The following is a 339-nucleotide window of genomic DNA, read 5'->3' on the forward strand; positions in this document are numbered from 1 at the left end:
TTAATAAGTAAAGATTTTTACAGTGCAGCGCTTGCACCTCTCAATTACGAGATACGTCTAAACCTTGGTGATGCCTGTGGTTTTGGTGTGAAAATTTCAGCCAATGGGGATGATCCCGGCGGTGACTTTTGGGTAATGGAAGGTAAACCTTATACCCCAAGAAGCCATATCGCTTTCCGTGCTGCAAGCAAAAATGAGGTCAATCAATTCTATAATGCTGCCATGGAAGCTGGTGCAATATCGAATGGAGAGCCTGGCTACCGTCCTCATTATCATGAAAACTATTATGCTGCATTTGTTCTTGATCCAGATGGTTACAATATTGAAGCTGTCTATCAT

General features: G+C 42.2%; 1 protein-coding gene. It reads left to right on the forward strand.

Annotated elements, in window-relative coordinates; genetic code table 11:
- Nucleotides 1-3: 3 nt before the first annotated feature.
- Nucleotides 4-339 (forward strand): VOC family protein (locus V1952_RS22625; RefSeq protein WP_420075646.1); only part of this gene is annotated, 336 nt, incomplete at its 3' end.

The organism is Yersinia sp. 2542 StPb PI, assembly GCF_048593855.1.
GTDB classification, from domain to species: domain Bacteria; phylum Pseudomonadota; class Gammaproteobacteria; order Enterobacterales; family Enterobacteriaceae; genus Yersinia; species Yersinia enterocolitica_E.